The sequence below is a fragment of the Sorangium sp. So ce362 genome (assembly GCF_051519845.1).
Classification (GTDB): domain Bacteria; phylum Myxococcota_A; class Polyangia; order Polyangiales; family Polyangiaceae; genus Sorangium.
The window spans coordinates 9,541,809-9,567,006 of record NZ_CP150332.1; the positions used below are offsets into that span (position 1 = coordinate 9,541,809).

Below are 25,198 nucleotides of genomic sequence, written 5' to 3' on the forward strand. Positions count from 1 at the left end.
GGGACAAGGAACGTCGCGCGGCAGGCAGACTGGCCGGGCACGCGGCCGGCGGGCGTGCCGGGCAGAAGGCCGGGGTCACCCGGCTCACGGCTCATCGGGCTCTTCGTTGAGCTCGGGGAGCTCGCCGAGCGTGAGGCGCACATCGAAGACCCGCTCGAGCCGCGCAACGCGGAGCGTAACGACCTTGCTCACGCCGGCGATGCTCGCCATCCACCGAAGCTCGTTCGGGTCGGAAATCGGCTGTCCCTCGAAGCCGACGATCACGTCATCCGGCGCAATGCCAGCCCGGTCCGCGGGCCCCCCCGGCACCACGGTCTTCACCCACGCCCCCTTTCGATCGGGCCGCTTGAGCCGCCCCGCCTCGATCGAGTTGAGCACGTCGACGATCACCCCGACCTGGCTCCGCCGGATCTTCCCGTCGCGCAGCAGCATCGGCAGGAGCTGCCGCACCATGTTGATCGGGATCGCGAACCCGATGTTGTTCGCGTTGGCGCGCACGGCCGCGTTGATGCCGACCACCTCGCCCTTGAGGTTCAGGAGCGGGCCGCCGGAGTTGCCCGGGTTGATGCTCGCGTCCGTCTGGAGGAAATTGAAGTAGCCGCTCGGATCGAGCCCCTTCACGTCGTCCCGGGTGCGCCCCTTGGCCGAGAGGATGCCCGCCGAGACCGTGTGGGAGAGGCCGAAGGGGTTGCCGATCGCGACCACCCAGTCGCCGACCTCCATGATGTCCGAGTCGCCCAGCGGAAGCGACTGGAGCCCCTGCTCCTCGACCTTCAGCACGGCGACGTCCGTGTGCTTGTCGCGGCCGACGACGGTCGCCTTGATGTCGCGGCCGTCGACGAAGCTCACGAGGATGTCGGTCGCGCCCTCGATGACGTGGTTGTTCGTCAGCAGAAAGCCCTCGGGATCGTAGACGAAGGCGGTCCCGAGCCCCTCGGCGACCGTGCGGCGGCGGCCGCCCGGGTGCTGCTGTCGCTCGACCCGGGCCTTGACCGTGGCGACCGCCGGATCGGCCCTGCGCGCGAGCGGCGCGAAGGAGCCGGGCATGCCCTCGGAGCGGACGATGGACGGAGGGGGCGGCGCGGGTGGAGGCGGAGGGAGGTTCGCCACCGGCACGGCGCCCGAGGGAACGGCGGAGCTGCTCGCGCCGGAAGAGTGGCCGGGGGAGGCCTTGTTGCACGCGGCGATCAGGCAGGCGAGGAGGACCCAGGAAAGAGCCCTGGCGCCGGCGATCACGAGCGTTTCGAGACCTCGAGGTAGCGCATCCGCAGATCGTAGAGCGCCTGCTCGATCAGGCGCTCCTCGTCACCCGTGAGGTTCCCCTTGGTCTTCTCCTGGAGCAGGGAGAGGAGGTCGATGTCCTGATGCGCCAGGACCAGGTTCTGCTCTTCCCTGCCCTCAGGGCTGGGCGCGTCGCCGAGGTGCACGTACGCGGAGCCGATGATCGACAGCACGAACGTCGAGAAGTCGAGCGTCGGCAGCTCCGGGGAGCTCCCGAGCGGAGGGAGCTCCTCTTGATCGTGCGCGTCGCTCACTCTGACCCTTCGTCGTCGAGCTCGGGTTCGACCCGCGACCCGTGCGCTGACGCGCCGAGCGCCGGTTGATCGACGATGATCGACTCGGTTTGCTCCTCTTGATCCGGCAAGCTCGCGAGGTGCGCCTCGATGGTCGCGGCGCTGAGCGTCCCGCTCGCCAGGAGGCGCTCGCGCACCCGACGATCAAGCTGCAGCTCCGTCAGCTTGCCCTTCTCACCTACGGTCATGATGTGATCTCCTCGAACAACCCACCCGTTCGCGGTGGGCTTATGACGACTTCTTCGAGAGCGTCACGAGCACGTCTGCATCCGCGTGCTCGTGAGGGTGACCGTGCTCATGATCATGGTCGTGATCGTGATCGCAGCACCCCCCGCTCTCGGACTCCTCGATGCGCTCCTCCAGCTCGGCCTGGGCCTCTGCGATCTCTTCCTCGCTGGCGGCGCGCACGTCGCTGACCTGGACCTGAAAGCGCACCTTCTGGCCGGCCAGGGGGTGGTTCGTGTCGACCCGGAAGCCGTCGGGGAGGATGTCGACGACCCGGAGCGCGACCGGCTCGCCGTCCGGCCCCTGGGCGACGAACTCGTCGCCGACCTCGACCTCGCCCGCCTCGGGGAAGTCGGCCTTGTCGACCTCGAAGACGCCGGCGTCCTCGCGCTCGCCGAACGCATCGGCCGGCTCGACGGTGATCTCGCGCTGCTCGCCGGCGCGCAGCCCCTCCAGGGCGCGCTCCAGGCCGGGCACGATCTGGGCGTAGCCGTGCACGTAGACGAGCGGCTCCGCGGTCGACGCCTGGTCCACCGCATCGCCGTTTTGGTTGAAGAGGACGTAGGACAGCGTGACGACCGTGTCCGTTGCGATGGGCAGCGACTCCATAGGCGGCGGTTGGTCTGCCATGGCGGTTCCGCGGTTTCAAGCGAGCCGCGCGTGCATGGCGGCATGCTATGAGGATGTCCGATGGCGGATTCCATAGCTCGGGCGACCGGTCGCGACCCTCTCGACGCGTCGGCCCCTGCTGCGCAGGCCAGCCCGGAAGCGGAGCGCGTCCGCCCCGGTGAGCCGCCGGGCGGGGCACGACCGGCCTCGGCAGCGCCTCCGCCGCACGGCGCCCCGGCGGACCGGGGCCCGCGCGCAGGTGGACCGCCTCCCGGGCGCGGGAGGGAGAGCCTGGAGCAGGAGCTCTCCCGGGTGGGCACGAAGCGCTGGCTCGGACGGCTCGGCGTCCTCGCGACGATCGCCGCGCTCGTCGCGGCGATCGTCGTGTGGAGGATCCGGACGGCGCCGCCGCCGCCGCCGCGCTACGTCACGGGCGACATCACCACGGGCGACGTGTTCGAGGAGGTGCAGTCGACGGGGCAGGTCAAGCCGCTCACCGAGGTGCAGGTCGGCGCGCAGGTCTCGGGGAGAATCACCAAGGTTTACGTGGATTTCAACAGCATCGTGAAGGCCGGCGACGTGCTGGCCGAGATCGATCCGACGCTCTTCGGTGCGCAGATCGACTCGAACCAGGCGCAGGTCGAGGCGGCCAGCGCGAGCGTCGTGCGCTCCGAGGCCTCGCTGGGGACCGCCAAGCAGCGGCTCGACCGCGCGAAGAAGATGGTCGCGGAGGGGGTGGGCTCGCAGGCCGATCTGGACACGGCGCAAGGCGCCTACGACGTCGCGCTCGCAGACCTCGCGGCCGCGAAGGCGCAGGTGGCGCAGCTCAGGGCGGTGCTCCGCTCCTCCACGACGAACCTCCAGTACACGCGCATCTTCTCGCCCATCGACGGGGTCGTCATCAGCCGCGCGATCGATCCCGGGCAGACCGTGGCGGCGAGCTTCCAGGCGCCCACGCTCTTCGTGATCGCCCAGGATCTGCGCAAGATGCGCGTGCTCGCCGACATCGACGAGGCGGACGTCGGTCGGCTCCGCGAGGGCATGGAGGCGGACGTCAGCGTCGACGCGTTCCCGGGCGAGACGTTCCGGGGGACGGTGAGCCAGGTGCGCTACAGCCCGCTCAACCAGTCCGGCGTCGTGACGTACGCGGCGGTGGTCGAGGTCGACAACCCCGACGTCAAGCTGCGGCCGGGGATGACCGCCACGGTGAGCATCCGGTCCGCCGAGGCCAGGGGGGTGCGGCGGCTGCCGAACGCGGCGCTCCGGTTCAAGCCGGCCCCGGAGCGGGACAAGGACGGCAAGGAGATCAAGGCGCCACCCCTCGAGCCGCTCCCGCCGAAGAAGGGCCGCGTCTACGTGCTGACCGACGCCGCGCCGGGCGCGGAGAAGATCGAGCCGCGCGTCGTCGACATCGGGATCACCGACGGCATCTTCACCGCGCTCATGACCGATCTCGGGCCGGTCAAGGTCGTCACCGATGAGAACGACAGTCCGTCATCGGGCGGCAGGGGGCGCGGCCCCCGGCTGTTCTGAGGCGTGATGCTCCCGCAGAGCCAGGGCGTCGCCGCGGTGCTCCGAGACGAGCCGCTCATCGAGCTCGCGAGCGTCGGCAAGGACTACACGACCGAGGCCGTCGTCGTGAGGGCGCTTCGCCATGTGGATCTGACCATCCAGCACGGCGATTTCGTCGCGATCGTCGGACAGAGCGGCTCGGGGAAGAGCACCCTGATGAACATCGTCGGGTGCCTGGATCGGCCGACCCGGGGCACATACCGGCTGGACGGGCTCGACGTCACCCGACGCAGCAACGACGCGCGCGCGATCGTGAGGAACCGCCTTATCGGGTTCGTCTTTCAGGGCTTCAACCTGCTGCCGCGCACCACGGCGCTCGAGAACGTGGAGTTGCCGCTCGTCTACCGGGGCGTCGGCGTGGCGGAGCGGCGCAGGCGCGCGCTCGAGGCGCTCGGCGCGGTGGGGCTGGCCGATCGCCTGCACCACACGCCGAACCAGCTCTCGGGCGGCCAGCAGCAGCGCGTCGCCATCGCGCGGGCGCTCGTCACCTCCCCGCCGCTGCTCCTCGCCGACGAGCCCACCGGCAACCTCGACACCCGCACGAGCTACGAGGTGCTCGGGCTCCTGCAGCGGCTCAACCGGGGCGGGATCACCATCGTCCTCGTGACGCACGAGCCGGACATCGCCGCCTGCGCGAGCCGCGTGATCACGATGCGCGACGGCGAGGTCCGCAGCGATCTCAGGAACGAGCGCCCCGTCGACGCGGCGGTGGCCCTGGCCGCGCTGCCGCCCTCCGGGGCGGAGGGCGACGAGCAGGCACCGTGAGCGGCTACCTCGCCGCCGTCCGGCTCGCGCTGCGCGCCATCGTCCGCTCGAAGCTCCGCGCCGCCCTGACGGTGCTCGGCATCCTGATCGGGGTCGCGGCCGTCGTGATCGTGGTGGCGCTCGGGACGGGCGTACGCAACCGCATCATGGGCGAGATCTCTGGCCTGGGTGCGAGCTCGATCTACATCTTCCCGCAGTCGACGCAGGCCTCCGGGCTGAGGCGCCGCGAGAGCGTGCGGATGTCGGAGGCCGACGGCCTCGCGATCTTGAAGGAGTCGACAAGCGTGGCCGCGCTGAGCCCGTTCAGCTCGACCTCGATGCAGATCGTGGCCGGAGAGGCCAACGTCGCGACCCAGGTCATGGGCGTGACGCGGAGCTACCTCTCGATCCTCTCGTACCGCGTCGCCACGGGCGACGGCTGGACCGAGGTGGACGAGCAGCTCAAGACGAAGGTCTGCGTGATCGGCGAGACCGTCCGGGAGGACCTGTTCGGCTCGGGCGAGGCCGTGGGGCAGTACATCCGGATCGGCAAGCACCCGTTCCGGGTGATCGGGGTGCTCGAGAAGAAGGGGCAATCCCCGTTCGGCGAGGACCAGGACGACCGGCTGCTCATGCCGATCGGCAGCTTCCGGTCGCGCGTCGTACCGAGCGCACCGGGCAAGGTGCAGATGCTCGTCGCCGCCGCGACCAGCGAGCGGACCGTCGATCGGGCGGTGGAGCAGATCGACAGGATCCTCCGGCAGCGCCACGAGATCGCGCCGGACGCCGAGCCCGATTTCGTGATCCGCACGCAGGCGGAGTTCCGGGCGTCCCAGGAGCGGATCCTGGACACCTTGACGATGCTCCTGTCGTCGATCGCCGCGGTGTCGCTCCTCGTCGGCGGGATCGGCGTCATGAACATCATGCTGGTCAGCGTCACCGAGCGGACGCGTGAGATCGGCATCCGCATGGCGATCGGCGCCTCCGAGGGCGACATCCTGGTCCAGTTCCTGGTCGAGGCCATCACCCTGTCGCTCATCGGCGGCGTCATGGGGCTCGGCGCGGGGCTCGTCGTGATCGAGGTCCTCGCCGCGGCGCTCGGCTGGAACATGACGTTGCCGGTCAGCGCGGTCGTCATCGCCGTGGGGACGAGCGCGACGATCGGGGTCGTCTTCGGGTTCTTCCCGGCGCGCCGCGCCGCGCGCCAGGATCCCATCACCGCCCTGAGGCACGAATGAGCGCGACGCTCACCCGCGTCCTGTCGGCGATCGTGATCGCGCTGCGCGCCGTCCGCCGGAACAAGCTCCGCGCGGGGCTCACGATCCTCGGGATCACGATCGGCGTCGCGGCCGTGGTCACCGTCACCGCGCTGGCGAGCGGCGCGCGCGCCAACGTCAACGCGCAGATCTCGAACCTCGGCTCCAACTCGCTCATCGTCTTCGCGCGCTCCGCGCGCGCCTCGGGCGTCCGCAGCACCACCGGCGCCCGGCTCTCGGAGCTCGACGGCCAGGCGCTTGTGCGCGAGTCGACGAGCATCCGGATCGTGGCGCCGTTCCTGCGATCGAGCGCTCAGGTCATCTACGAGGGCCAGAACGCGAGCCCGACGCTCATCGGCACGCGCCTCAACTACTTCGAGATCCGGAGCTGGAGGGTGGCGCAAGGAGAGCCGTGGAGCGCCGCCTCGGAGAACCTCTCGGAGAAGGTCGTCGTCATCGGCGCCCAGACCGCGCGCGATCTGTTCGGAGCGCTCGATCCGGTCGGCCGGAGGGTGCGGATCGGCCGCCAGGTCTACCGTGTGCTCGGGGTGCTCGAGGAGAAGGGGGCGTCGCCCTTCGGGCAGAGCCAGGACGACATCGTGCTGATGCCCATCACCACGATGCGGTCGCACGTCGTCGCCACGCGGCCCGGGGAAGTGCACGCGATCCTGCTGAGCGCGACGTCCGCGGAGACATCCGAGCGCGCCAAGCTGCAGGCCGAGGCGATCCTCCGCCAGCGGCACCGCATCGGCGAGAACGAGGAGGACGACTTCGCCGTCCGGAGCCAGGCGGAGTTCCAGGCCATGCAGGACGCGATCTTCGCGGTGCTCTCGGTGCTGCTCGTCAGCATCGCGGCGGTGTCGCTCGTCGTCGGCGGCATCGGCGTCATGAACATCATGCTGGTGTCGGTCACCGAGCGCACCCGGGAGATCGGCATCCGGATGGCCATCGGCGCCCGGGAGATCGACATCCTGCTGCAGTTCCTGCTCGAGGCGCTCGTGCTCGCCACGCTGGGCGGCATCGTCGGCAGCGCGCTCGGGTACGGCGTCATCCTCGGGTTCTCCAGCGCCCTCGGCTGGCCGATGAAGCTCGAGCCGGCGGCGCTCGGCGTCGCGCTCGGGGTGAGCACGGCGATCGGGATCGTCTTCGGGTTCTTCCCCGCGCGACGGGCCGCGCGCATGGATCCGGTGAACGCGCTCGGGCGCGAGTAGCGCGAGCCCCTCCGGCCCGCGGCGGCCGGAGGGAGGAGGAGGCGCGGCCGCGAAGCGGCGCGCGCCTCCCGGGCTCAGCTCTTCTTCATGAGGTCGGCGAACGTGCCGAACTTGGCCTCGCGCGCGACGCCAGCGCGGTACTGCTGGTACGCGTGCTTCTCGGCGTCTTCCTTGAGGGCGCGGATCGACAGCTTGGCCTCTCCCCGGCGCGGATCCACCTCGATGATCTTCGCATCGAACTGGGCCCCGATGGGGAACTCCTTGCGCAGGTCGGTGCCGCGCTGCGTGCCGGTGTGGCCGGCCGGGATGAAGCCGCGGGCCGCTCGCCCCGTCGCGCCGAGCACCCGGACGACGAGCCCCCCTTCGGTCACCTGCGTGACGGCCACCTTCACCGCCTTGCCCTGCTGCACGCGCTGGCGCGGCTCGCTCTCCTCGCCCTCGGGCGGGGCGGGGTGGAGCCCGATCCGCCGACCCGCGGCGTCGCAGCTCGCGACGACCACGTCGACCTCGTCGCCAACGTTCACCACCTCGTTCGGGTGCTGGATCGGCTTCATCGAGAGGTCGGCCGTATGAACGAGCCCATCGATGCCCGGCTCGAGCTCGATGAACGCGCCGAACGGCTGCAGGCGGGCGATCTTGCCCTTGTGGCGCGTGCCGACCGCGTACTTGTCCTTCACCGCGTCCCACGGATCGACCGTGGCGGCCTTGCGGCTCAGCCAGAGCTTGCCCTTGTCGTCGACGCGCACGACCTTCACGTCGATCTCCGCGCCGGGCTTGAACAGGTCCATCAGCTTGGCGCCGCGGTCGTGGCTCGCCTCGCTCATGTGGACCAACCCCTCGACGCCGCCGGCGTCGGGGAGCGCGACGAAGACGCCCCACGCGACGACCTTGCGCACCACGCCCTTGTGCAGCGAGCCCGGTTCGATCGACGTGAGCGCCTCGGTGCGCGCCCTCCGGCTCTCCTCCTCGAGCATTTTGCGGCGGGACACGACGATGTCGCGCCCCTTCTTCGCGAACTGCGTCACGATGAAGTCGAGCCGCTGGCCCACGAGGTAGTTGAGGTCGGCGCCGTGGCGCAGATCGACGTGCGATGCCGGCGCGAAGGCGCGAAGGCCGCTGAGGTCGACCTCGAGCCCGCCCTTCACCGCCCCGGTCACGAACCCTTCGATCGGCTCGCCGCTCTGGAGCGCCGCCTCGGCGTGCGCGCGCGCCTGGTCGAGCTGCACCGACGCCCTCGACAGGAGGAGCATGCCACCGCGCACGCCGGTGCTCGCCACCGTCGCGATGAACTGATCGCCCTCGATGGGAGGCTCTTCATCGAGGATTTCGCGACGGTCGAACAGACCCGTGGCCTTCCCGGCGATGTCGATCCAGATGGCGTGGTCAGTGATTTTGCTGACCTTGCCAAACACTTCCTCGCCGATGCTGAAGGCCGGGCGATCGCGCGGCGGCGGCGCCCCCTGCCCCTTGCGCCGCTTGCGCTTCTCGCCTCCGGGCTGGGGCTGCCCTCCCGCCTCGTCGGCCGCCTGCTCCTCCTCGCCCTCGTCCTCTGCAGCATCGGATGCAGCGTCGGACGGGTCTGCGTCGCCGGCGTCGGTGGCGACGTCGGCCGCCTCGGCGCCCGGCGGACCGGCCTCCTCCGCGCCCTTGCGTCGGCGGCGACGGCGGCGCTTCTTTCCTGCGCCCCCCTCCGCCTGCGCGGTCGCGCCGGCTTCGCCCGCCAGCGCAGGCTTCGCGGCTTGCGCGGGCTTCGCCGTTTGCGCGGGCTTCGCGGCCGCCGGCGGGTTCCGCCTGCCCGGGGGGGACCCGGGCTTACGGTTGCCGATATCATCCCGCGGCAGGCCGGGGACGCGGTTGCCAATGTTGTCGCCGGGCTGCTCTTCCCAGTCGTCGTCGTCGGCGGCGGCGCTCACCGGTGCGGCGGCGGGTACCGCTGCGACCGGTGCTGCCTCGATCTGGGTCGAGCCCGCCTGCGGCGAAGTTTCGCCGCCCGACGCATCGCTCGCCTCGGAGGGGACGGTGAGCTCCCCTTCATGCGCCTGGGCTGCTTGCTCGGGCGCAGCGTTCGCTGCTTGCTCGGGCGCAGCGTTCGCTGCTTGCTCGGGCGCAGCGTTCGCTGCTTGCTCGGGCGCAGCGTTCGCTGCTTGCTCGGGCGCAGCGTTCGCTGCTTGCTCGGGCGCAGCATTTGACGACTCGAGCTGGCCGCCCTGGTCGGCCGGAGCTGCCGGCGCGTCCGCCGGCGTGGTGGTATTTTCGTGGGTATTCATCCGCGCCTCGCGCGACAACGCATGCCGATGGGGGCGAAACGTGTTCGCGTTCTCTCCAGCGGCCCCCTCGGTTCAATGGGGGGGAAGGGGCCGGAACCATAACGTACCCGGGACGTTTACGCGAGGGCCTACCGCATGATGGGCAGGTGCTTGTTCGTTCCCCCGCTCCGATCGATGCGCAGGCTGCCCCCGCTCGCGAGGTTGTGGGCGCTCATCTGGCCGGCCAGCCGCTCGGCCACATCCACGAACGCGCGCGCGATCGGGCTGCCCGGAGCAGCCTGAACGACCGGCGTGCCGGCGTCGCCCCACTCCCGGATGGCCGGATCCATCGGGATCTGACCGAGCAGCGGCGCCTCGGCGAACTCGGCGATCTTCTGCCCGCCGCCGGCGCCGAAGAGCTCGTGCCGCTTGCTGCACCCGTCGCACACGAAGTAGCTCTCGTTCTCGACCACGCCGAGCAGGGCGATCCCGACCTTCTGGGCCATCGAGACCGATTTGTACACGTCCTGGAGGGCCACCTCCTGCGGCGTCGTCACGACGATCGCGCCCGTGGTCCTCATCTTCTGGGAGATCGTCAGCGCGATGTCACCGGTCCCGGGCGGTAGGTCCAGCACAAGGTAGTCGAGCTCACCCCACTCCACGTCGCGCATGAACTGGATCAGGGCGTTCTGGAGCATCGGTCCGCGCCAGACGACGGCCGACCTCGGATCCTCCAGCAGGAAGCCGATCGACATGAGCTTCACACCGAAGCGCTCGAGCGGCAGGAACTTCTGGCCATCGGCGGAGGTCGGGCGGCCCATCACGCCGAGCATGGTCGGGACGCTCGGCCCGTACATGTCCGCGTCGAGGAGGCCGACCTTGGCCCCCTCGCGGCTCAGCGCCAGCGTCAGGTTGGCGGCGACCGTGCTCTTGCCGACGCCACCCTTGCCGCTCATCACGAGGACGATGTTGCGCACGCCCGGAGACGGGTCGTCCTGGAGGATGGTGCGCGTCGGGATGGCGATGTCCCACGCGATCCGGACGTCCTTCGCGCCGGCGCCCTTCAGCGCCGCCTCGATGTCCGCAGCGAGCCGCTGCTTGAAGTAGCTGGTCAGCTCGACGGTGAGCGAGACCGCCTCGCCCTCGACCGAGAGCTCCCGGACGCGCCCGAGGTCTGTGAGAGGGCGCTGGAGATCCGGCGCGATGACCTTTGCCAGCGCGGCGAGGGCGGCATCCTTCGTGATGGGCATGGGGCGGAGGAGTTAGGACCGCTCGGGATTCCCGTCAACCGGCGAGCGCGGCACGCTCGCGGCCGCTCGGTTTCGTCTCGCCTCGCCTCGCGCGGGGCACCGGCCGTCCCGGCGCCCGGCCGCTTCCCTCACCAGCAGGAGGTGACCACGGAAGCCTGGTCGCCTGGGTCGAGCTGGCGCGACGGCAGATAGCACCGCGAGTCCACGCACACCTGGCTCGAGTTCACCTCGACGCACACGCACGCACCGGGGAGCCCGCTGGGCGACTTCGGGCAGACGTCGGCCGCGTTCTCCGCGGTGCACCGGATGGGGAGCGCCGCGTCGATGCACACCCGCTGGCCACGCAGCGTGGTGGTGCACCCCATCGTGGAGTCTTGGTCGCCGCAGTCGATGTCGTTGCGGCACGGCTCACAGAAGTTGCCCTGCCCGACGCAGGCGCCGAACCGCGGCGTGCACGCGCCGTCCTCGCACCTGTAGTCGAGGTCGCAGTCGGTGTCCGTGCTGCAGGACCTGGCGCACCGGCTCTCGCCGCCGATCGTGACGCAGCGCTGCCCTGAGACGAGCGAGCAGTCGAGATCGGAGCTGCACAGCGCGCACTGCGTGCGCTTGACGCAGGTGCTGCGCAGCAGGCACAGCGAGCCCTCGACATAGGTGTTGCCGTCGCCGAACATGGCGGGGTCGACGCATCCTTCGTCGGTCTCGCCGCAGAAGCTGCTATTCCCCTTCTCCGTGCCGCAGATCGCGCGAGGGTCGCGGGTCACGGCGCACTCGAAGCCGCCGGGGCAGTCTGCGTTGCTCGCACAATGCGGCTGCGAGCAGTACGCCTCGGCGTCGCCCTCTCCCTTGCCGAGGCACTCCAGGCCGAGCGAGGTGCACTGGTCGGGGGAGCAGGTCGGGATGAAGCAGTAGCTGCCGTCGCTGCACTTGCCGGCGGAGCAGGCGGGATCGTCGCCGCACACCGCTATGTCGCGCTGGCACTCGTCGGGTTTACCGTTGCACTGCATCAGGTTGCACGGCGTATCATCGGGGCAGCGCCCGAACTGGCCGCACTCGAGACCGAACGGACATGACGCACCGAAGCCCACTATTTTTCCGTTTGGCTTACAAATGGAAATTTCGACTTTCGTGTCGTCCTCCTCGGCGGGCATACAGTCCTGGAGACCCGGGGTGCATTCAAGGTGGCTGCTGCACTTGAGCACGCAGCGGTTGCCGACGCAGGTGTTGCCCGGGAGGCAGAGTTCCGGCTCGCACTTGCCTTCGCAGACGCCGTTGATGATCACCCCCCCGAAACATTCGTCCCGCGGCGTGTCCGATGACGAGCAGGCGCCGCTCGCGAGGGCCGCCGCGCTCGCCAGGCAGCCCAGCATCAGGAACGCGTGGAGACGACGGAGACGGGCGCTGCGAGAGGATACGACCTGCTGCATAGGACCTCAGCGCGGGAAACACCCGCGGATCGGGGCAGGCACCGGGGGCCTGGCCGGAGATTGCGGAAACGAGCCCCCGAGCGAAGCGGCGACGGCGACAAGGTTGCCCTTGACGCCCCCCGTGCCGCCCAGAAGAATGAGCACTCCTACACCATACTTCAGGCGGTGGCATCATGCGAATGGACGCAGTTCTCGTTTGGATGGGCCTTGGCGTCGTAGCAACCCTGGGGCTCGTCGGCTGCGCAGGAGAGGATCCCATTCCGGCTCCTCCTTTTCCTGACGGGACGGGTCAACCTGCGGCCAACGCGGCTCAATATCCGGCTGGGCCGTATGGGATCAGCCCCGGCCGGGTGATCGCGAACTATCAGTTCGTCGGATACGCCAACGCCGCCGAACACAACGACACGATGCAGCCGATTCAGCTCGCCGACTTCTACAACCCGTCCGGGGAGGAGGTCTTTCCCGAGGGCTCGCCTTACGGCGCTGGCGAGCCGAAGCCGAAGGTGCTGCTGATCGACGTCTCGTCCGTGTGGTGCCACCCCTGCAAAGTCGAGGCGGAGTCCGTCCTGCCCCGGCTTTACGAGCAGTATCAACCGCTGGGCGGCGAGTTCCTGGTCCAGCTCGCTGACGGGAGGAACCCGGGCGAGCCGGCCGTGGCGCGCGACCTGTACCGCTGGACGACCCAGTACGACGTGCAGTACCCGTCGGCGATCGACCCGTCATACAAGCTCGGCGCGCTCTTCCAGGCCGATGCGTTCCCGGCGAACATGCTGGTCAAGACGAAGGACATGACCATCGTCGAGGTCGTCGCCGGCGTGCCCGCGGAGGACAGCCGTTTCTGGCGAACCTTCGAGAGGATCATGAACGGCGAGATCTGAACGAGCCGCCGCGCGGGCGCATCGCCGAGCCACCGCGGTCGGCACGCCCGCGCGGGAGAATCTGCCAGGGCGCCGCTCCTGGCGTCCGCGACGTTAAGCCCTCATGCCGGGTCGGCCGCTCAGGCTGGCCCATTCGCGACGGAAACCCTCGATGAACCGAACTACCCGCTGCGCGCTCTCGCTGGTGTTCACTGTCCTTGGCCTCGCGACCACCGCGTGCGGAGCAGCCTCCGGCGGCCCGGCGGCGAGCCCTGCACCGGACTTCTCGCTCCCCGCCCTCGACGGCAAGACAGTCAGGCTCTCGGACTACGCCGGCAAGAGCGTCGTATTGATCGACTTCTGGTCGACCACCTGCGATCCGTGCCTGGCGGAGATGCCCCACATCGTCGAGCTCTACAAGAAGCACAGGGACAAGGGGTTCGTCGTGCTCGCCGTGTCCCTCGATGGACCGGAGTCCCGCGCGCAGGTGAGCAGCACGGCGCACGATAGGGAGATGATCTTCCCCGTGCTCCTCGACGAGGAGACGACCGTGGCCGCCAAGTACAATCCGAAGCGCGAGCTCCCGTTCTCCGTGCTCATCGGCCGAGACGGCTCGATTCTTCACAAGCGCGGCGGGTACCAGCCCGGCGACGAGGCGATGCTCACCGAGCAGGTCGAGAAGGCGCTCGGCCAACCGTAGGAACGGAGGGACTCGCGCTCGGCGCCGCGCCGCGACGACGCTCCACAGGCGATAGGTCCATGGTAGGAACGCGAGGTGCGCTCCCTGCTCCAAGCCGCCCTTCCCTGTCTGCCCGCAGCGTCCCTCCTCCTCGCCGCCGGCCCCGCGGCGGCGATCGATCTCCCGAACGTCGGCGGCAAACCGATGGCGGTGGACGTCGTGAACACCGCGGCCGCGGTGTACCACTTCGACAACCGGAACGACGATCCCCGCTACGCGTCGCGCTACCTCGACGACCACTACGGCGAGATCCTCGACCGGCTGGACGCGCAGATCAGCTGGTGGCGTCTTCAGCTCGGCGCCCGGATCGATGCCGCCCTCTATGTCGGCGCGCCATCGGCGACCAGCGCCGACCTGCAGCAGAAGATTCTGAACGATGAGGTCTTGTTCGAGATCAACGACGCCAGGCGGGAGCTCCACTCGCGGTACCGGAACACGGTCTATCCGGCGAAGCTCTGGGTGACCTACACGCAGCCAGGCATCGAGGCCACGGCAGGCGATTTTTACGCCCAGCTCGGGCGCGGCCTGGTCTTCAGCGTGCGCAAGATGGACGAGCTGGCCATCGACACGACGGTCCGAGGTGGCAGGCTCGCGCTCGAGCACGATTTCACGCTCCTCCGGCTCAAGGCCATGGCCTTCGCCGGGCAGCTGAACCCGCTGCGCATCGACAGCGCGAGCGGCAGGAGGCTGCACGGCGCCGGGTCGCCCCTCTTCTTCGGGTTCCCCGACGCGGAGAGCGCGGGCAACCTGATCACGGACGAGTCGACGTTGGACGCGCAGGGGAATCCGCGCACCGTCAAGAACGTCGCGGAGGCGCGGCCGAGCTACGTCGAGGACACCGTGCTCGGCGGAAGCCTGGAGGTAGGGGTGAAGGGCGTGCAGCTCGCCGCGAACGGAGCGCTCCTCCGCGGCGAGATCGGCACGTTCAGCGGCTCGATCGGCGTTCCCTCGATCGCGGAGCACGGGGACGTGTATGTCGAGGTGGCCGGCCAGCCGGGCCGAACGGAAGAGGGCCGGCGCATCCGGTCAGGCTATGCGATCTACGCGGCGGCGAACGCCCGCAGCGGGCCGCTCGCCGTGTCGCTCGAAGGGAAGCACTATCGCCGCTTCTTACCGCTCTCGGCCAGCATCGATGCCGATGTGCTGAACCCCGGCTTCAGCGCGCCCGAGTACAAGGGCCTCGCGTACAACCAACCTCCCACGGCGGAGCCCGTCTATGTCGAGCCGATCGGAGCGCCGAATGTCTGCGCGACAGGCGGGCGCGGGCGCGTCGACTACCGCTTCAACCGGAGAGCGTCCCTGTACGCCTGGGTCGGTCATTACGTGAGCTTCACGGAGAAGGCGAACGAGGAATGCATCACGGACGACGCAAACCGCACCGACACGTGGGACGTAGCGGCAGGCACCGAGCTCCACTTCGATAACAGCCGCTCGCACGTGCGCGCGTGGGCCGGAGCTCGGCAATCCGACGAGGCCGATTCGGAGCGCGCTTTCTACAGCGAGGGCTACGTCCGCTACGACATCGTGAAGCACCTCGCCGGAGCATTTTCCATCCAGGCGCAGGGCAACAGCCGCCGCCGCTACAGGCCAGAGAATTTCGAGTCGTCCTGGATCGAAGGGGACAACTACCTCGCGCTCCAGTGGTCGCCCCACCTGGCTGCAATTTTCGGTCACGAATACACATCCGTACCTGGTTGCGAGCCCGGCAAGGACGGCGAGCTCTGCCACCTCTTCAGCGGGGGGCTGCAATGGAAGTCCGGCTCAAAGAGGACGACGCTCGCTCAGATCGTCGACACGGCGCAGCTCTTCGTCGGCCAGCGGCGCGGTGGCCTGCGCTGCGTCTCCGGTGTGTGCCGGACCTTCCCGCCGTTCGAGGGTGCGCGGCTCGAGCTCGTCTCGCGGTTCTGAGCGGCCGGGCGCTCGTCGGGCCGGGGCCGGCGCCGCTCAGGACGCGCCGAGGATGGCGCAGGCCACAGAGATCCTGACCTGAGGCACGGCGTCGGCGAGGAGCAAGGCAGCGCGAGGGCTCTCGCCGAGCTCGACCAGGCCGGTCGCCGCCGCCTCCCGCACCGGGATCTCCCGGGATCGGAGATCGCGCTCCAGGAGCGGCACGGCCGCGCGCACGCCTGCACGGGCGAGAGCTCCCCGCGCGAGCACCGCGCGCGTCGACGTGCCCGAGGCGAGCTTCATCAGCCACGCGACCGCCGCGGAGCGCTCGCGCGCTGCGACGGTGTCCGGCGGAGCATCGACGTGGCGGGCGTGGACGGCGAAGGCCACGGCGTGGTCCGGATCGTCCTTCGCTTCGAGGAGCGCGGCTCGCACCGCGGGGTCCTCGAGCGGCGCGGAGAGGATGGCGTAGACGCGATCCCTGCTCTGACTGGCGCGGATGGCGCCGATGAGCACGGAGACCGCTTCCCCGGCGCCATCGCCGCCCACGCGCACCAGCGCGCGCGCCGCGGCGATCGCCGGGGCGCCGCGCTCGGTGGAGATCGCCCAGAGGAGCTGCGCGCGGCCGCCGTCGCCGAGGGCGCGCGGCGCCGCCCACGCCTCGGCGATCGCTTCACGCCCGGGTTCATCCGAGAGGGTCCAGATATCCCGTAACGCCAGCACGACCTCCCGACCGCCGAGCGCGCCGGCGGCGCGGATCGCGAGCGTCCGCGCGAGCGGGTACGGGTCGAGCCGCGCCGCTTCGAGCAGCGCGCCCCGGTCGCTCGGGTCCGCCGCTGCGATCGCGGCGCGAAGCGCCGAGACGCGCACCTCCTGATCTCCGTCGAGCATCCGCGAGCGGCGCACCGCGCCGTCCGCGGCTGCGACGAGGGCTCGCGTCTCCAGCGCGCGGAGCGCCGCGTTCTTGCCAGGGGACCTTCCCGCCGCCGCATCGTTTGCGTACAGCTTCACGCGCTCTGGATCGGTGATCCCTGCCTCGAGGAGGATCATCGCCGCGGCTGTCGTGACCGCGTCCGAGCCCGCCGCGCGCTCGGCGAGCGCGTCCTCCAGGGGGCGCGCGCAGGTCCGGATCTCGCGCAAAAGATCGACCCCGGACGGCGGCGTCGCGCGCGCGATCTCCCCCTCGGCGACCGCACGGGCGATCGCGCGTGCGGCGTCGCTGTCCAGCGCGCCGCGGCGCAGATCGTCGTTCAGCGCGCGGCGCAGATCGTCGAACCTGCCCGCCTCGGCCGCGCGTATCGAGGCCGAGCTCGCGCAGCCGATGACCGCGGCGAGCGAGAGGAGGCCGGCGAGGATCGACCCGGAGAGCACGCGGTGCATGAGGCGCCTCTTACCGCGCCGAAGTGCGCGCTCGAAGCCCCTTCGGCTCGACCAGCCGGGGAATCCGTTCTATACGGCGCTCACCTCCCGGCACCATGCGTATCGACGTCATCGTCAACACCACGGCGCGCCGGTACCGGGCGAGGCCTTCGCTCATCGACCGCATGTCGGCCGCTTGCGCTAGCGCGGCGAAGCTCCATCTGACCTCGAACATCGCGGAGCTCGAGGAGGTCTGCGATCGGATCGCGCAGCGGGGCACGGATCTCGTCGCGCTCTCCGGCGGCGACGGCAGCTTCATGGCGGGGGTCACGGCGCTCGCTCGCGCCTTCGGCGAGAGCTCCTTGCCGCCCCTCGTCCTGCTGCCAGGCGGAACCGTGGCGACCGTCGCGCGGAACTGGGGCATGGCGGGCGATCCGGCTGCGCTCCTCGAGCGGATCATCCACGAAGCTCGCGGCCGCCACGACGGCGCCGCCCTCCGTGGGACCGTCCGTCGGCCCACCTTGCGCGCGCGAGCGACGACGCGCGGCGGAGTCGAGGAGCGCATCGGCTTCATCTTCGGCACCGGGCTCGTGGCCAGCTTCTTCGATGTCTACTACGAGCGCGGAGGGGACGGATACGGCGCCGCTGCACGCATCGTGGCGCGGGTGTTCATCGAGTCCTTCTACGGCGGCTCGTATGCGCGGCGCGTGCTCGACCCGTTGCCCTGCACGATCGACGTGGAAGGACGGCAGCTCGCCCCGCGCGCCTGGTCGCTGATCTGCTCGTCCGCGGTGCGCGATCTCGGCATCCACATGCGGGTCACCTACCGGGCCGGTGAGGATCTCGAGCGCCCGCACCTCGTCGCCAGCGCGCTGCCCCCCCGAGAGCTGGGCCCGCGCGCCCCGCTCGTCGTTGCGGGCCGGAGGATCGGCGGCAGGGATCACTTCGACGATCTCGTCCGCGATTTCACGGTCCGGTTCGACGCCGCGCCCGGCGCGACGTCTCCCGGCGACGGTCCCTATATCCTCGACGGAGATCCCCTCCGGGCGAGCGAGATCCGGATCTCCGCCGGGCCGTCCATCGACGTCTTGCCCCTGCGCCCCTGAGGCCGCGCGCTCGCCGGTGGCGTGCGCCCGCTCCGTCAGGCGCCGGGCGCTGCGTCGCGTGACGGAATCATGACCAGTGTCGTGAAGCCCAGTGACCGGCGTGCTCGATGCTCCATGCACCTTGGAAACCATGACGCACGCCCCTGCATCGAGCCCTACACGAGTCGTCGTACCGAAGTCTGGCCCGGGTCTCGGCCAGCTCTTCAACGTGCTCGGGATCGTCGCGATCCACGTGGGCACCGTGGTCGCCATCATGCGAGGCGCCACCTGGAAGCTCGCGGCGCTCGCTGCGGCCACGTACTTCATCCGGATGTTCGCTATCACGGCGGTCTACCACCGGTACTTCTCGCACCGGAGCTACAAGACGAGCCGTGGCCTCCAGTTCCTGCTCGCGCTGCTCGGGACCACCGCGACCCAGAAGGGCCCGCTGTGGTGGGGGGGAACGCACCGCGTCCATCACAAGTACTCGGACACCGAGCGCGACGTTCACAGCCCGCTCCGCAGGGGGTTCTGGTACGCGCACCTCGGCTGGTGGCTCGGCCGCGAGCACGAGGAGCTCGACCTCAAGCGGATCCCTGATTTCGCGGGCTTCCCTGAGCTCCGCTGGCTGGACCGCTACCATGTGATCGGGCCGCTCGGCATGATGGCGCTGCTCGTCGCGGTGGGCGGCTACGATGCGTTCCTGTGGGGCTACGTCGTGTCGACGTGCGCGCTCATGCACGGCACGTTCACGATCAACTCCCTCGCGCACGTGTTTGGCTCGCGGCGTTACGCGACGACCGACACGAGCCGCAACAATTTCTGGCTCGCGCTGATCACGCTCGGCGAGGGCTGGCACAACAACCACCATCACTACATGAGCAGCGCGAACCAGGGCTTCTTCTGGTGGGAGGTCGACGTCAGCTTCTACATCCTGCGCGGGATGGAGAAGCTCGGCCTGATCTGGGACCTCAGGACGGCGCCGGCGCACGTGCTCCAGCGGAACCTGATCAAGGAGGTCGGCGAGCGCTCGCCGCTTCTCGCCCCTCACGCCGCGCCGGTCGAGCCGCTCGACGCCCCGCCTCTGGGCCGGCCGAGCCTCGGCGACGTCTGACCGCCCTCCCCGTTCGGCATCGAACCGCTGACGGACGAAGGCCGCTGGTCAGCTTTCGTCCGTCAGCGCTCGCGGCAGCCCGCTCGATAACCTGAGCCGGCCCATGCATCCCGCCGCCGACGTGGCGGCCAGAGATCCGTCAGGGCTCCCCGGTGGAGCCGCTAGTTCACGGACGAAGCAGCTTGCTGGCTGTGAGCGGTGGCGGAATCGCCGGGCTTCGGCTTCTCGGCCTTGTTGCGCTCGCGCTGTCGCTCCAGGCCGGCGCGGACGAACCGAGCGAAGAGCGGGTGCGCGCTTTGGGGGCGACTCTTGAACTCGGGGTGGAACTGACAGCCCACGAAGTACGGGTGCTCGCGCAGCTCGACCATCTCGACGAGCCGCTGGTCGGGCGACGTCCCGGAGAGCACGAGCCCCTTCTGCACCATCGCTTCGCGGTACTTGTTGGCCACCTCGTACCGGTGCCGGTGCCGCTCGCTGATGCTCGTCTGCCCGTATGCCTCCGCAGCGACCGAGCCCTTGTCGAGCACGCACGGGTACGCGCCGAGACGCATCGTCCCGCCCTTCTCGACGACCCCCTTCTGGTCGGGCATCAGATCGATCACCGGGTAGGCGGCGTTACGATCGAACTCCACGGAGTTCGCTCCCGCCATGCCGCAGACGTGCCGCGCGAACTCGACGACCGCGAGCTGCATGCCGAGGCAGATCCCGAAGAACGGGATCTTCTCCTCGCGCGCGTAACGGATGGCCTCGATCTTTCCCTCGGTCCCGCGATCGCCGAAGCCGCCGGGCACGAGGATCGCGTCGAGGTTCGAGAGCAGCTCGGGCGCACCGCGCGCCTCGATCTGCTCGGAGTCGATGTACTCGAGCTCGACCCGCACGTCGTTGTGGAGCCCGCCGTGGACGAGCGCCTCGTGCAGCGACTTGTAGGAGTCGCGCAGGTGCACATACTTGCCGACGACGCCGATCTTCACGATGCCGCGGGACGGCTTCTTGAACCGCTCGACGATGCGCTGCCAGGATGAAAGATCCGGCTGCCTCGCCCAGATGTTGAGCAGCTCGGTGATCTTCTCGTCGATCCCCTCGGCGTGGAGGACCAGCGGGAGTTCGTAGATGCAGTCGACGTCGACGGCCGCGATCACGCAATCGACCGCAACGTTCGAGAAGAGGGAGATCTTCTCCTTCATGCTGCGCGGGAGCGGTCGATCGCAACGACAGATGAGGATGTCCGGCTGGATGCCGATCTCGCGCATCTCCTTCACCGAGTGCTGCGTGGGCTTCGTCTTCAGCTCGCCCGCCGTCGCGATGAACGGCACGAGCGTGACGTGCACCGAGATGGCGTTCTGCGCGCCCGACTCCACCTTGAGCTGGCGGATCGCCTCGATGAACGGGAGCGACTCGATGTCGCCCACGGTGCCGCCGACCTCCACGATCGCCACATCGGCCCCGTCCGCGGCGGAGCGGATGCGCAGCTTGATCTCGTCCGTGACGTGCGGGATCACCTGCACCGTCGCCCCGAGATACTCGCCGCGACGCTCTTTCGAGATGACCGCCTCGTAGACGCGGCCCGTGGTGAAGTTGTTCTGCCTCGTCATCCGGGCGAGCGTGAAGCGCTCGTAGTGCCCCAGATCCAGATCGGTCTCCGCGCCGTCGTCCGTGACGAAGACCTCGCCGTGCTGGTAGGGCGACATCGTGCCGGGATCGACATTGATGTACGGGTCCAGCTTGAGGTGGGTGACCTTCAACCCACGGGACTCCATCAGCGCCCCGATCGACGCCGCAGCCAGTCCCTTGCCGATCGACGATACGACTCCGCCTGTGACGAAGACGAACTTGGTCCGCTTGCTCATGACCCATCGCTCCGCTGCGCCGTGTGCGCGCCTGTAACCAGTTCCTCGATCGGCGCTCAAAGGTGAGCGCCGACGAGGCTCGGCTGTCCACGGCAAATGCCTTGCCCGGCTTACAAGCCGCACGGCTCCGTCAACAGAACCGAAGCCGGAGGAAACCCCGCGAGGGGGAATCCCGCACCGGCAACAGAACCTGACCTGCCGTGCGAGCCCGTCTGCAACCGGACGGGCCCGAGGCAAGCCTGCGCGACGTGATGCCGCTCTGAATCCGCCGGCATTCTAGGCCGCTCTCCCAGCGCGTCAATGCAAAGGGCAATCCGATCTCCCAAGAAGGCCTGGGCCCCTCGGGATCGGGCCCGACCGCGGCCGCGGGAGCGGGAGCTCCAGCCGCCCGAGGCTTCGGCGGACCGGGATGGTACGCTCCGCCAGCGCTCCGCGACCTGGCCACGCCATGAGAATCGCCCACGTGCTCCAGCTGGCGACGTCCACCCAGGTCGTCGCGCTGGAACGGGACGGTGCGCTCTACGACGTCGCGGAGCTCGAGCGCCACTTCGGGACGAAGCTCGCTGACATCCGCGGCGTCTCGGACTTTCACACCCGCGTCGTGGCGCTCCGTTGTGCCGGTCTCCACGCGCTGGACGACCGGCTCCTCAGCGGAGATCGCCCCTCGTCGACGCAGCTGCAACCGGCCACCGTCCTGTGGCTGCCTCCCTGCGCCACCGACCGCGCGGCGTACATCCAGCTCGGGCCTTACGCGCACGGCGCAGAGCGCCCCTGGTATCGGTTCGGCAACAGCCGCGCGCTGCTTGGACAGGATGCAGCGATCCCCTTCCCCGCGCTCGAGGACGACCCCGACTACGAGCTGAACCTGGCGGCGCTCCTCTGCGAGGATCTTCGGCGCGCCACGCCGGAGGAAGTGGAGCGCGCGATCGCCGGCTACACCGTGCTGAACGACTGGACCGCGCGCGGCCTGGAGGCGCGATCGCTGGCGGGCGGGTTGCCGCCTTCAGAAGCGAAGGATTTCGCGACGCAGCTCGGCCCGGTGCTCGTCACGCCCGACGAGCTCGGCCCGGTCGCGGAGCTGCGGACCCAGGTCCGCGTTGGCGCCGAGGCGCTCCCCTGCTCTCGCGTCGGCGAGTGGGCCTTCTCGCTGATCGAATCGGTCGCGTACATCAGCAACCACATCGAGCTGCGCGCAGGCGACGTGGTCGGAGCAGGCCGGGTCTTCGGCGGGAGCGCCGGCCGGCAGGTGCCGTACGGCGCCAGCGTGGAGCTGATGATCGAGCGCATCGGACGACTGACCGGCAAGCCGGTCCGCGGCCCCGCTCCGTTGCCATGGCGCCGCGGGTGAGCGGCGCCGGCGCATCGCCGCGCGTGGCCCTCGGCGGTCAGAACGAACCGACGACGCCGAGGCCCACGCCGGTCGCGGTGATCACCGGGGCCGGCCGCACCGTCAGCGCCGCGGGCTCCACCGGCTGCGCCGAGCGTGCCTCGGTGGTCATGAAGACGCCCTCGGCGACGAGGCCGAGGCCAGCGAGCTGCGCGAGCCCGCCGACGACGGTGAGCGCCCCGCGCAGATACAGCTTCGCTCCGCAGTCCGGATCGTCAGCGGCGCAGTCGTTCTTGGCGAGCGCGAGCCAGGGGCCCGCGATCGGGATCTTCAGCTCGCTCGACCCGGGCACCTCGGGCCAAGAGGACGCGGCCAGGAACGCCGCGCCATAGGCGAGGGCCGTCACGGCCGCCCCGCCGACGATGACCTTCGCGCGCGCTGACGACGGCGGATACCGCGGAGGTACCGCTGGCTCCTCCGCGTCGGCGGAAGCAGCGGTCAACGCGAGCACGGCGGCGACGGCGAGGGCGGAGCTCTTCATGGAGTCTTCGTGCTGGAGGGCGCGGAGCCGGACTTCTTCGACGGCAGCTTCACCGTGTACGGAACCTCGAGCGGCTCGCCATCGAACGGCAGCACGATCTCTCCGACGAAGGCACGCTTGACGCAAGATTCGGCAGGCGTTCCGGCGAAGGGCGGCCCGACCAGCACGTCGGTCACGCGCCCCTTCTGGCCGTCGAACACGACCTTGACCTCGCCCTCGCCAGTCGGCGCGCTGGGCACGACCTCGGCGCAGTTCGCCGCCTTGTCGCCCCCGCGCCGCAGCGCGATCTCCATCTGCTTCTTCTGGTCGACGTTGAGCCCGCCGCCGTCGTCCGGTGACGCGCTCGTCTCGGCGGCGTCCGAGCTGCCCGTCTCCGCCGGTGCGGCCTGGTCGGAGTTTGCCTGGTCGAAGTTGTAGTCTTCCCCTGCCTGCTTGGGCTTGGCGCCGGAGCATGCCGTCGCCGCGAGGATGATGAGCGGCAAGAGCGCGCGGGTCGAATGCTGCTGGGACACGGAGTCCTCCCTTCGAACAGAACGTGAAGGTGTGCCTGCGCGCACCGTAGCAAGCTCTCCTTTACAAGGACAACCCCGAGCGCGCACCGAGAAGCATCGCCGGGCTGCGCCGAGGCGGTCGACCGGAGGAAGCGCCCGCGGTGGAGACATTGTAGACCCGGAGAGCCGTCATGCCTCGACATCCCCGCCGCGCCGTATCCGTGGTCGCGCTCGTGCTCTCGTCGATCCTCGCCCGCCCGGGTGGCTCGCAGCCGCTCGACGGCGGCACGAGCCCCGCGGAGCGCTCGACCCGCAAGGAGGAGCTCACGCACGGCATACCCGGTGCCTCGAGCGCACCCCGGTCGCCCCTCGGAGCGCATGGACCTCGAAAATTCGACCCAGGCCGCGCTCGAGAGCAGCTCGAGAAGCTCGCCACCGGCGTGCATCGCTCGGGGGGGCGGGTCGGCGTGCTCGCGCTCGACATCGCGAGCGGAGCGACCCTCGCCGCCTTCGACGAGCGCGGCCTGTACAACCCCGCATCCAACGCGAAGCTCTTCACCGCAGCCGCTGCGCTGCGCCTGCTCGGCCCGGGCTACCGCTACCTGACCGGCCTCTACGGGGAGGCATCGAACGGGAGCGTCGCCGAGCTCGTGCTCCGAGGTGCCGGAGATCCGTCGCTCAGGACGCGCGATCTCTGGGAGATGGCGCGCGACCTGCGCGCGGCCGGCATCCGCAAGGTCACCGCGATCGCGATCGACCAGGGGTACTTCGACGCGCGCTTCGTGCCTCCGGCCTTCGAGCAGCAGCCGGATGAGTGGGCGGCTTTCCGCGCCCCGGTCGCTGCGGCCTCGCTGAACGCGAATGCCTTGCGCTTCACGGTGCGCCCGTCGAGAGCGGGTCAGGCCGCTTCGGTCGCGATCGATCCTCCAGGCTTCACGGTGCTCCGTGGCACCGTGACCACCGCGAAGCGCGGCACGCCTGAGAAGATCGTCGTCCGACTCGAGTCGAGCGGTCAGCGCCTCGTCGCGCACCTCAGCGGGCACGTTCCGGAGGGCGGCCGCGCGGTGAGCCTCGCGAGGCGCGTCGATGATCCGCGCATGGTCGTGGCGTACGCGCTCAAGGAGATGCTGCAGGAGGTGGGCGTCGAGGTCTCCGGTGAGGTGCGGCTCGGCGGCGAGCATCAGAAGCGGCTCCTTGTGGCTCACCGCTCGGCGCCTCTCGGCGAGCTCCTCGCCCCCCTCGGGAAGGACAGCGACAACTTCTACGCAGAGACGATCTTCAAGACGCTCGCCGCCGAGAAGCGCGGACGCCCCGGCACAGCTGAGGCCGCGGCGGAGCTGGTCGGCGAGATCCTGACCGAGCTCGACGCCTTCGGAGAGGGCGTCGTCCTGCGGAACGGCTCCGGCTTGTTCGACGCGGCCCGTGCATCGCCAGCGTCCATCGTCCGGCTGCTCCGCGCCGCGCACCTCGATCCGGCGCTCGGCGCGGACTTCACCGCGCAGCTCGCGATCGGCGGCGTGGACGGGACCTTGCGCGGCCGCTTCCGCGGGTGGTCGAAGGAGCGCGCCATCCGCGCCAAGACGGGGACGCTCGCCTCGGTGGTGGCCCTCTCCGGCTACGTCCTCCCGCCGCCCGGCCGATCTCCGATCGCCTTCGCTGTCCTGGCCGCCGACGTCCCGGGGAACATCGAGCCGGTACGAAGAGCGATCGACGACTTCGTCGGTGCGCTCGCCGACGAGCTCTGGAAGGGTGCGCGCACGCCGTGAAGGCGTGCGCGTCCACGGCCACGTGTGCAGCCGCGACGAGCTCCCGATCCCCGCCCGCCGCTGCGCGTGCCCAC

At 70.0% G+C, this 25,198-nt stretch carries 22 protein-coding genes; 11 read left to right on the forward strand and 11 right to left on the reverse strand.

Features of this window, described 5'->3' with window-relative positions; translation table 11 throughout:
• Positions 1–84: 84 nt before the first annotated feature.
• Genes WMF17_RS36680 through WMF17_RS36695 form a run of 4 tightly spaced genes read right to left on the reverse strand, consistent with a single transcriptional unit; the run spans position 85 to position 2,429 of the window.
• A complete protein-coding gene (locus WMF17_RS36680) occupies positions 85–1,236 on the reverse strand; it encodes a S1C family serine protease (protein WP_437598027.1) in 1,152 nt (383 codons plus the stop codon).
• The gene (locus WMF17_RS36685) at positions 1,233–1,535 is read right to left on the reverse strand and encodes a DUF1844 domain-containing protein (protein WP_437598028.1); all 303 of its coding nucleotides are present in this window, start codon (positions 1,533–1,535) and stop codon (positions 1,233–1,235) included. The genes WMF17_RS36680 and WMF17_RS36685 overlap by 4 nt, the downstream gene beginning before the upstream one ends.
• Complete coding sequence (locus WMF17_RS36690; protein WP_437481196.1) at positions 1,532–1,762, reverse strand: hypothetical protein; 231 nt, start codon at positions 1,760–1,762, stop codon at positions 1,532–1,534. The genes WMF17_RS36685 and WMF17_RS36690 overlap by 4 nt, the downstream gene beginning before the upstream one ends.
• A gap of 40 nt (positions 1,763–1,802) precedes the next feature.
• Positions 1,803–2,429 carry an FKBP-type peptidyl-prolyl cis-trans isomerase gene (locus tag WMF17_RS36695; protein ID WP_437645689.1) on the reverse strand — a complete coding sequence of 209 codons (627 nt, stop codon included), beginning with the start codon at positions 2,427–2,429 and terminating at the stop codon, positions 1,803–1,805.
• A 291-nt stretch (positions 2,430–2,720) separates the two neighbouring features.
• On the opposite strand from WMF17_RS36695, the gene WMF17_RS36700 reads away from it, so the two are divergent.
• The 4 genes from WMF17_RS36700 to WMF17_RS36715 are packed head-to-tail and all read left to right on the forward strand — an operon-like array spanning position 2,721 to position 7,191.
• Positions 2,721–3,941 (forward strand): efflux RND transporter periplasmic adaptor subunit, encoded by a 1,221-nt coding sequence (locus WMF17_RS36700; protein WP_437645691.1) that lies wholly within the window; start codon positions 2,721–2,723, stop codon positions 3,939–3,941.
• Between the two features lie 6 nt (positions 3,942–3,947).
• Positions 3,948–4,745 (forward strand): ABC transporter ATP-binding protein, encoded by a 798-nt coding sequence (locus tag WMF17_RS36705; RefSeq protein ID WP_437598031.1) that lies wholly within the window; start codon positions 3,948–3,950, stop codon positions 4,743–4,745.
• On the forward strand, positions 4,742–5,962 hold the full coding sequence (locus WMF17_RS36710) for an ABC transporter permease (RefSeq protein ID WP_437598032.1): 1,221 nt from the start codon (positions 4,742–4,744) through the stop codon (positions 5,960–5,962). Before WMF17_RS36705 ends, WMF17_RS36710 begins: the two co-directional genes overlap by 4 nt.
• Positions 5,959–7,191, forward strand: a complete 1,233-nt coding sequence (locus tag WMF17_RS36715; RefSeq protein ID WP_437598033.1) for an ABC transporter permease — start codon at positions 5,959–5,961, stop codon at positions 7,189–7,191. The genes WMF17_RS36710 and WMF17_RS36715 overlap by 4 nt, the downstream gene beginning before the upstream one ends.
• Before the next feature lie 74 nt (positions 7,192–7,265).
• Here WMF17_RS36715 and WMF17_RS36720 read toward each other — a convergent pair whose 3' ends face one another.
• The 3 genes from WMF17_RS36720 to WMF17_RS36730 form a co-directional block, all read right to left on the reverse strand.
• Positions 7,266–9,458: a S1 RNA-binding domain-containing protein gene (locus WMF17_RS36720; protein ID WP_437645693.1), complete on the reverse strand. Its 2,193-nt coding sequence runs from the start codon at positions 9,456–9,458 to the stop codon at positions 7,266–7,268.
• A 128-nt stretch (positions 9,459–9,586) separates the two neighbouring features.
• Positions 9,587–10,687, reverse strand: coding sequence for a P-loop NTPase (locus tag WMF17_RS36725; protein ID WP_437598035.1), 1,101 nt, complete (start codon positions 10,685–10,687; stop codon positions 9,587–9,589).
• Positions 10,688–10,815: 128 nt separating this feature from the next.
• A complete protein-coding gene (locus WMF17_RS36730) occupies positions 10,816–12,054 on the reverse strand; it encodes a hypothetical protein (protein WP_437645695.1) in 1,239 nt (412 codons plus the stop codon).
• A 407-nt stretch (positions 12,055–12,461) separates the two neighbouring features.
• Between WMF17_RS36730 and WMF17_RS36735 the strand changes: the two genes are divergently transcribed.
• From WMF17_RS36735 to WMF17_RS36745, 3 genes are all read left to right on the forward strand, one after another.
• Complete coding sequence (locus WMF17_RS36735; protein WP_437598037.1) at positions 12,462–12,989, forward strand: TlpA family protein disulfide reductase; 528 nt, start codon at positions 12,462–12,464, stop codon at positions 12,987–12,989.
• 151 nt (positions 12,990–13,140) lie between these two features.
• Complete coding sequence (locus tag WMF17_RS36740; protein ID WP_437645696.1) at positions 13,141–13,668, forward strand: peroxiredoxin family protein; 528 nt, start codon at positions 13,141–13,143, stop codon at positions 13,666–13,668.
• 75 nt (positions 13,669–13,743) lie between these two features.
• Positions 13,744–15,615, forward strand: coding sequence for a hypothetical protein (locus WMF17_RS36745; RefSeq protein WP_437645698.1), 1,872 nt, complete (start codon positions 13,744–13,746; stop codon positions 15,613–15,615).
• 36 nt (positions 15,616–15,651) lie between these two features.
• Here WMF17_RS36745 and WMF17_RS36750 read toward each other — a convergent pair whose 3' ends face one another.
• Positions 15,652–16,974: a hypothetical protein gene (locus WMF17_RS36750; RefSeq protein ID WP_437598040.1), complete on the reverse strand. Its 1,323-nt coding sequence runs from the start codon at positions 16,972–16,974 to the stop codon at positions 15,652–15,654.
• Between the two features lie 95 nt (positions 16,975–17,069).
• Here WMF17_RS36750 and WMF17_RS36755 point away from each other — a divergent pair, with 95 nt between their 5' ends.
• On the forward strand, positions 17,070–18,059 hold the full coding sequence (locus WMF17_RS36755; RefSeq protein WP_437645700.1) for a diacylglycerol/lipid kinase family protein: 990 nt from the start codon (positions 17,070–17,072) through the stop codon (positions 18,057–18,059).
• A 130-nt stretch (positions 18,060–18,189) separates the two neighbouring features.
• Complete coding sequence (locus WMF17_RS36760; RefSeq protein ID WP_437598043.1) at positions 18,190–19,152, forward strand: acyl-CoA desaturase; 963 nt, start codon at positions 18,190–18,192, stop codon at positions 19,150–19,152.
• Between the two features lie 161 nt (positions 19,153–19,313).
• Here WMF17_RS36760 and WMF17_RS36765 read toward each other — a convergent pair whose 3' ends face one another.
• Positions 19,314–20,999 (reverse strand): CTP synthase, encoded by a 1,686-nt coding sequence (locus WMF17_RS36765; protein ID WP_437598044.1) that lies wholly within the window; start codon positions 20,997–20,999, stop codon positions 19,314–19,316.
• 448 nt (positions 21,000–21,447) lie between these two features.
• Between WMF17_RS36765 and WMF17_RS36770 the strand changes: the two genes are divergently transcribed.
• Positions 21,448–22,347 carry a fumarylacetoacetate hydrolase family protein gene (locus tag WMF17_RS36770; RefSeq protein ID WP_437598045.1) on the forward strand — a complete coding sequence of 300 codons (900 nt, stop codon included), beginning with the start codon at positions 21,448–21,450 and terminating at the stop codon, positions 22,345–22,347.
• Between the two features lie 37 nt (positions 22,348–22,384).
• On the opposite strand, the gene WMF17_RS36775 is transcribed toward WMF17_RS36770, so the two are convergent.
• Together WMF17_RS36775 and WMF17_RS36780 are read right to left on the reverse strand one after the other, a co-directional pair.
• Positions 22,385–22,867, reverse strand: a complete 483-nt coding sequence (locus WMF17_RS36775) for a hypothetical protein (protein ID WP_437598046.1) — start codon at positions 22,865–22,867, stop codon at positions 22,385–22,387.
• Positions 22,864–23,379, reverse strand: a complete 516-nt coding sequence (locus WMF17_RS36780) for a hypothetical protein (protein ID WP_437598047.1) — start codon at positions 23,377–23,379, stop codon at positions 22,864–22,866. Before WMF17_RS36780 ends, WMF17_RS36775 begins: the two co-directional genes overlap by 4 nt.
• Positions 23,380–23,549: 170 nt before the next feature.
• Between WMF17_RS36780 and dacB the strand changes: the two genes are divergently transcribed.
• A complete protein-coding gene (dacB, locus tag WMF17_RS36785; RefSeq protein ID WP_437645701.1) occupies positions 23,550–25,124 on the forward strand; it encodes a D-alanyl-D-alanine carboxypeptidase/D-alanyl-D-alanine endopeptidase in 1,575 nt (524 codons plus the stop codon).
• The last annotated feature ends 74 nt before the right edge of the window (positions 25,125–25,198 follow it).

Excerpts from the sequence above, each read along its gene's own strand:
- WMF17_RS36690 (WP_437481196.1), bottom strand. The coding sequence starts at position 1,762 with ATGACCGTAGGTGAGAAGGGCAAGCTGACGGAGCTGCAGCTTGATCGT.
- WMF17_RS36695 (WP_437645689.1), bottom strand. The coding sequence starts at position 2,429 with ATGGCAGACCAACCGCCGCCTATGGAGTCGCTGCCCATCGCAACGGAC.
- WMF17_RS36705 (WP_437598031.1), top strand. The coding sequence starts at position 3,948 with ATGCTCCCGCAGAGCCAGGGCGTCGCCGCGGTGCTCCGAGACGAGCCG.
- WMF17_RS36715 (WP_437598033.1), top strand. The coding sequence starts at position 5,959 with ATGAGCGCGACGCTCACCCGCGTCCTGTCGGCGATCGTGATCGCGCTG.
- WMF17_RS36720 (WP_437645693.1), bottom strand. The coding sequence starts at position 9,458 with ATGAATACCCACGAAAATACCACCACGCCGGCGGACGCGCCGGCAGCT.
- WMF17_RS36725 (WP_437598035.1), bottom strand. The coding sequence starts at position 10,687 with ATGCCCATCACGAAGGATGCCGCCCTCGCCGCGCTGGCAAAGGTCATC.
- WMF17_RS36730 (WP_437645695.1), bottom strand. The coding sequence starts at position 12,054 with ATGCTGGGCTGCCTGGCGAGCGCGGCGGCCCTCGCGAGCGGCGCCTGC.
- WMF17_RS36740 (WP_437645696.1), top strand. The coding sequence starts at position 13,141 with ATGAACCGAACTACCCGCTGCGCGCTCTCGCTGGTGTTCACTGTCCTT.
- WMF17_RS36750 (WP_437598040.1), bottom strand. The coding sequence starts at position 16,974 with ATGCACCGCGTGCTCTCCGGGTCGATCCTCGCCGGCCTCCTCTCGCTC.
- WMF17_RS36755 (WP_437645700.1), top strand. The coding sequence starts at position 17,070 with ATGCGTATCGACGTCATCGTCAACACCACGGCGCGCCGGTACCGGGCG.
- WMF17_RS36760 (WP_437598043.1), top strand. The coding sequence starts at position 18,190 with ATGACGCACGCCCCTGCATCGAGCCCTACACGAGTCGTCGTACCGAAG.
- WMF17_RS36765 (WP_437598044.1), bottom strand. The coding sequence starts at position 20,999 with ATGAGCAAGCGGACCAAGTTCGTCTTCGTCACAGGCGGAGTCGTATCG.
- WMF17_RS36770 (WP_437598045.1), top strand. The coding sequence starts at position 21,448 with ATGAGAATCGCCCACGTGCTCCAGCTGGCGACGTCCACCCAGGTCGTC.
- WMF17_RS36775 (WP_437598046.1), bottom strand. The coding sequence starts at position 22,867 with ATGAAGAGCTCCGCCCTCGCCGTCGCCGCCGTGCTCGCGTTGACCGCT.
- dacB (WP_437645701.1), top strand. The coding sequence starts at position 23,550 with ATGCCTCGACATCCCCGCCGCGCCGTATCCGTGGTCGCGCTCGTGCTC.